Annotated in this window: 3 protein-coding genes and 3 pseudogenes; 3 read left to right on the forward strand and 3 right to left on the reverse strand. The window is 67.7% G+C overall.

Annotation, left to right across the window (positions count from 1 at the left end; genetic code table 11):
• Nucleotides 1–784 (reverse strand): annotated as a pseudogene (gene mobF / locus NW75_RS18815) (MobF family relaxase); the annotation flags it as partial.
• 494 nt (nucleotides 785–1,278) lie between these two features.
• The gene (gene cobU, locus NW75_RS18820; protein WP_033966807.1) at nucleotides 1,279–1,800 is read right to left on the reverse strand and encodes a bifunctional adenosylcobinamide kinase/adenosylcobinamide-phosphate guanylyltransferase; all 522 of its coding nucleotides are present in this window, start codon (nucleotides 1,798–1,800) and stop codon (nucleotides 1,279–1,281) included.
• A gap of 105 nt (nucleotides 1,801–1,905) precedes the next feature.
• Between cobU and NW75_RS18825 the strand changes: the two genes are divergently transcribed.
• The 3 genes and pseudogenes from NW75_RS18825 (at nucleotide 1,906) to NW75_RS18835 (ending at nucleotide 5,275) form a co-directional block, all read left to right on the forward strand.
• Entirely contained in the window at nucleotides 1,906–2,895 is a 990-nt protein-coding gene (locus tag NW75_RS18825) for an aminotransferase class I/II-fold pyridoxal phosphate-dependent enzyme (RefSeq protein ID WP_033966809.1), read from the forward strand.
• The gene (cbiB, locus tag NW75_RS18830; RefSeq protein WP_033966811.1) at nucleotides 2,888–3,829 is read left to right on the forward strand and encodes an adenosylcobinamide-phosphate synthase CbiB; all 942 of its coding nucleotides are present in this window, start codon (nucleotides 2,888–2,890) and stop codon (nucleotides 3,827–3,829) included. Before NW75_RS18825 ends, cbiB begins: the two co-directional genes overlap by 8 nt.
• Nucleotides 3,817–5,275 (forward strand): annotated as a pseudogene (locus NW75_RS18835) (cobyric acid synthase). The gene cbiB and the pseudogene NW75_RS18835 overlap by 13 nt, the downstream one beginning before the upstream one ends.
• Here NW75_RS18835 and NW75_RS18840 read toward each other — a convergent pair.
• Nucleotides 5,255–5,769, reverse strand: a pseudogene (locus NW75_RS18840) (adenosylcobinamide-GDP ribazoletransferase); the annotation flags it as partial. The pseudogenes NW75_RS18835 and NW75_RS18840 overlap by 21 nt on opposite strands.

A 5,769-nucleotide genomic window follows, 5' to 3' on the forward strand; every position in this document is an offset into this window, starting at 1 on the left:
TCGCTCGCCTTCTCGGCAGCGGTCGCCGTGGCGCGGGTCTGGCCGCGCGCGGCGAGCGCCGCCTCGATCTGGGCGGAACGCGCGGAGAAATGCTGCCGCACGTCTTCGGGGACGCCCTCGATCTCGAACATGCCGTCGTGTGCGATGGCGAGCGAATAGCCGAGTCGCGCAGCTCGGCTGCGATCTCCATATGGTAGATCGCGCCTGCGTCCTTCTGGAGCGCGTAGAGGTCGCGCGCGTCGAGGCTGCGCCAGGTGCCAGCATCGTCCTGGGTCATGTTGAGGATGACGTTGTGGGTGTGGAGGTGCGGTGCGGGGAGGCCGGTCTCGGTCTCGCGCGCGGTGACGTGAAGGAACTGCGCGATGGCGAGCCTGCCCGTGCGCACCCGGTCGATGTGCTCGCCGCTTCGGATGCGGGTGACGCCGGTATGGTGCTCGACCCAGCCCATCGTCACATCGACGGCGCGGGCATGGGCGTCGAGAATACGGCGGTCACCGGCCAGCAGCGCCATGGTCGAGACCGACTTGGGCGCGCTTAAGGTGAGGTCGTAGCCGGGGACGTGTTCGCGCACGCCGCCCCGGATGGTGCCGAGCAGCCTGCCGTCGGGCAGCTCGCCCTTGAGGCGTGTGACGAACTCGCCTGAGTCCACGTCGCCGTGCAGGCCGAGCGCGGGGGCGGCTTCTCCGCGCCATTGCCCGGTCCCGCCCCGGCTCCAATAATCGTCGGCCTCGTAATAGCTGCCGGCTGCGGCTGCGTCGCTGATCTTGTCGAGCGAGGCGACCATCAGAACGGTCCTGCGAACGACAGCCAATCCGGGCTGTCCTCGCTGCGGGGTCGGGGGGCGGCGTGGCGGTGTCGGGGGGCGGTGCGCGGGGTCGAGGCTGCGGGCACGAAGCCGGGGGGCGATGACGGGCAGCGGCGCGCCGGGGTCGATCGTGACCTTGGCGATCGGATAGCCGGACAGGCGCAGGAACGCCTCGCCGATCTGCAATCCGGTCACCTCGCGTCGAGTACCAGCGACTTGCGCTCGCGGTTGGTGGCGAGCGACCCGCCCTCCTTGTCGCCTGACTGGTCGCTCGAACTTCCGGACTTTGCGGTGGAAGAACGTTGGCGAAAACCCGGTCGTCCAGCGGCACTCCGATCAAGCGAACGGGCGCACGAAAAAACTTGGGGCCATTCTCAGGGGCATTTCTCACAAAGAGCCTGTAAACAACGCTTCTAGATCAAAGTTTTAGACTCCGAATATGGTAGGGTCATCGCCCACCACGCCCTGCAGGGCTATTTCAGCACCAACGGCAAGCCGGCGGCGACGAACACCACCGAATCGACGGTGCGCGCGATCGCCTGGTTGATCGTGCCCGCCATGTCGCGAAAGCGGCGCGCGAGCGCATTGTCGGGCACGATGCCGAGGCCGACTTCATTGGATACGAGCAGGATCTTGCCCGGCGCAGCGGCGATAGCAGCGGTGAGGTCGTCGATTGCCGAGGCCAGATCAGCCTCCGCGAACAACAGGTTGGAAGCCCATAGCGTCAGGCAATCGATCAGCAGGACGGTTTCGGGGCGACTGTGCGCGGCAATAGCCTCGGCCAGCGCGAGCGGTGCCTCGAGCGTTTGCCAGCGCGCCCCCCGTTCGGCGCGATGCCGCGCGATGCGATCGTCCATCTCGCTATCGAGCGCTTGCGCGGTGGCCACATAGAGCAGCGTCCCCGGGAGGTCTTCCGCCTGGCGCTGGCCAAAGGCGCTCTTGCCCGAGCGCGCGCCGCCCAGGATCAATTGTGTCCGTGTGAATGCAATCGACATCGCTTTGGCGGTTCCAACAGAGTCCCGTTGCCCTATAGCGCGGACGCGGCACTCTGCACCGTTCGATCGAGCGCGGGTAGGACCAGACGACAGGATAATACGCGCTTGCGGGAATGGACGATACATGGCGGTCGGCTTGCGGAAGCGCAGCTCCATTATCGCGACGCGCCGACACCGTGGCTGGATCTATCGACCGGGATCAATCCGTGCCCCTGGCCGGGGGCCGACGCGCTGACCTTCGACTGGACGCGCTTGCCGGACGACGCCGCGCTTCATGCGCTTGAAACGACCGCCATGCGCTATTTCGCGGCGCGGGGGCCGCAGGTTCTGGCGCTGCCCGGCACCGAATTCGGCTTGCGCGGTTTAGCGACGCTTGGCCTGCCCGCGCCCTTCCGCCATGTCTGGCCGGGCTATCGCACCCATGCCGAAGCGCTGCCGGGAAGCGTCCCCGTATCCTTCGACGCCGCGATCGAGCTGGCCGGACAGGGCGGCACGATCGTGCTGGCCAACCCGTCCAACCCCGATGGGCGCTTGCTTGCGCCTGCCGATCTGATGGGGCTGGCGCGGCGGCTGGCGCGCAGCGGCGGGTGGCTGGTGGTCGATGAGGCGTTCATCGATGCGGAGGACGGCGGCAGCATCGTGCCGTTGCTCGACGGGAACGAGCCGGTGCTGGTGACGCGTTCGTTCGGCAAGTTCTTCGGTCTGGCGGGCGTGCGCCTGGGCTTTGCCGTGGGGCCGCCCGCAATAATCGCGCGCTGGCGCGAGACCGTCGGCAGTTGGCCGCTGTCCGCCGCTGCGATCGCGATCGGCACGGCGGCTTATGGTGATAGTGGTTGGATCGCCAGCGCCCGCGCTGCCCTGTTCGAGCGTGTAGCGGCGCTGGATCGCGTGTTGCGCCGCCACGGACTGGAGCCGATCGGCGCTTCGCCGCAGTTCCGGCTGGTGCAGTGTGAGGCGAGCGCGTTGTTCGACCGCCTGGCGCGTACCGGCATTCTGACGCGACCCTTCGACTATGATCCGCGCTGGTTGCGGCTGGGTGTGCCAGCGTCGCGCGGAGATCTCGCGCGCCTCGATAGGGCTCTGGCCGGTGGCTGAACCGGTCGCGCTGGTGGCGCTGGCCCTCGATGCGGCGATCGGGTGGCCCGCATGGCTGTACCGGCGGATCGGTCACCCGATCGGCCTGTTCGCCCGGATGCTCGACGCGTGTGAGCAGGCATGGAACCGTCCCAACCGTTCCTTTGCGTCGCGCCGGACGCTGGGGGTTCTCACGATGGCGCTGCTGATCGGGACGGTCGGTGGGGCGAGCTGGTTGCTGCAACGGGCAGTGTTGGAGGGGTTTGGCCCGGTCGGGTGGCTGGCCTGCGCGTTGCTGGCCTTTCCGGCGCTGGCGCAGCGGAGCCTGGATGACCATGTCCGTGCGGTTGCCCTGGCGCTCGAGCAACGGGACTTGCCCACCGCGCGTACTGCCGTTGCGCAGATCGTGGGGCGCGATCCAGATGCTCTCGATGCCGCCGGGGTCAGCCGTGCCGCGATCGAAAGCCTGTCCGAAAGCTTTTGCGACGGCGTTGCCGCGCCGCTCTTCTGGTTGCTGGTTTTGGGGTTGCCGGGCGTGTGGATGTACAAGGCGATCAACACAGCCGACAGCATGATCGGCCACCGCGAGGAGCGTTGGCGCGCCTTCGGTTGGGCGGCAGCGCGGATCGACGATGCGGTAAACCTGATCCCCGCGCGCCTTGCCGGGATGGTAATTTGCCTTGCCGCCGGCAAAGGCTGGCGGACGATGGCACGCGATGCGGGCAAGCATGCTTCCCCTAATGCCGGGTGGACCGAGGCGGCGATGGCGGGGGCGCTCGATCTGCGTCTGGTCGGCCCGGTCGCTTATGACGGCGTATTGTACGACAAGCCCTGGATCGGCGCGCGCGGCCGCAGCGATGCGGGGGCCGCCGACATTCGCCGGGCACTGGCGATCTATCGCCGGGCGTGCCTGTTGCTGTGGGGAATTGCAGGGGGGCTGGTATGGGCGCTGTAATGCTGCAGGGGACGGGTTCGGACGTCGGCAAATCGGTGCTGGTGGCGGGGCTGTGCCGCGCGCTTGCCAATCGCGGGCTGCGCGTGCGGCCGTTCAAGCCGCAGAACATGTCGAACAACGCTGCCGTCACTGCCGATGGCGGCGAGATCGGGCGGGCACAGGCGACCCAGGCGATCGCCTGCCGTACCGAGCCGACCACCGACATGAATCCGGTGCTGCTGAAGCCGCAAGCCGATCATACATCGCAATTGATCGTGCACGGTCAGGTGCGCGGCACCTTGCGCCCGGGCAATTTCCGCCAGGCGCGCGGGGCCCTGCTGGAGGATGTGCTGGCGAGCTACCACCGGCTGCGCGCCGAATGCGACGTGGTGGTGGTGGAGGGGGCCGGGTCGCCTGCCGAGATCAACCTGCGTGCCGGGGATATCGCCAATATGGGCTTTGCGCGCGCGGCCGGAGTGCCGGTGGTCTTGGTCGGTGACATCGATCGCGGTGGCGTGATTGCGGCGATCGTCGGCACGCGCGCGGTGATCGACCCCGACGACGCGGCGATGATCCGGGGATTTCTGATCAACAAGTTTCGCGGCGATCCGGCCCTGTTCGAGGACGGTTATCGCCTGATCGAGCAACTGGCGGGCTGGCGAGGCTTTGGCGTGGTGCCGTGGCTTGCTCCAGCGGCGCGCTTGCCGAGCGAGGATGCGGTCATTCTCGAACGCCCGATCGTCAGCGAACAACAGCGAATCGTCATCGCTTGCCCGATCACGCCGCGCATCGCCAATTTCGACGATCTCGATCCGCTGAAGCTGGAGCCGGGCGTGGAGGTGCGGATGATCGCGCCCGGCCAGCCGATCCCGGCTGAGGCTGCTTTGGTGGTGTTGGCCGGGTCGAAGGCGACCATCGCGACCTTGCTTTCCTACGCGCCGAAGGATGGGACATCGATATTCTGGCGCACTACCGGCGCGGTGGCCATGTGCTGGGCCTGTGCGGCGGGTATCAAATGCTGGGCGACACGATCAGCGATCCACACGGGTCGAAGGTCCGTCCGGCCGCGTGGCCGGGCTGGGCCTGTTGAAGGTCGATACCGTTCTTGCCGGGCGCAAGACATTGGAGCGGGTGAATGGCACTGCGCTTGGTACGCCGTTCCAGGGCTACGAAATTCATATGGGCGAAACCACGGGCCCCGATACCGCTCGCCCGGTTGCCCGCATGGCCGATGGACGGAGCGACGGTGCGATCAGCGCCGACGGGCGCATCGCGGGCAGCTACGTCCATGGTCTGCTCGATCTTGCCGGTCAGCGCGCGGCATGGCTCGCGCGCATCGGGGGGACGGGCCGTGGCATCGACCAGCACGCTGCGGTTGACCGGGCCCTGGACGAGATTGCCGCTTTGCTCGAAATCCATCTCGACATCGACGCGCTGGTCGCGATGTCACAGATGGCGCAGGACTAAGATCGCGACCAGTAACCCGGTTTCGACGAGTTCGATCCCCGCGCGTGGCAATCGCCCGAAACACCACCCAGCGTTCGCCGCAACCACAGGCCCCACAGGCCGATCAACGGCAGCACGAGCAGGATCGCGGGCACCGCCACGGCGCTCGCCGCGAGCAGGGCGGACCACCCGACGATGTGCGATATGCGCACATGCTCGACGAAGCGCGCGCCAAGCCCTGCATGCAGCGGCGGCAGCCACAGCGCCCACACCAGCGGCCCGATGCGCGCGGCAAAGGGCAGCAGGATCAACGCAGGGAAAACATCGCCCGCCGCGATCAGGGCGTGGACCAGCACCAGCTTGGCGAGCAATTGCAGCACGATCACGACCACGCCGAAGCTGCCGACATGCGGATCCGCCATCACCGCCAGCAAGCGGGCGCGATCCTTGTGCGCAGCCCCGCAGCCATCGGCGAGGTCCGCCAGCCCATCGAGATGCAGCGCCCGGTCACCCCC

Source organism: Sphingomonas sp. Ant H11 (assembly GCF_000797515.1).
Lineage (GTDB): Bacteria > Pseudomonadota > Alphaproteobacteria > Sphingomonadales > Sphingomonadaceae > Sphingomonas.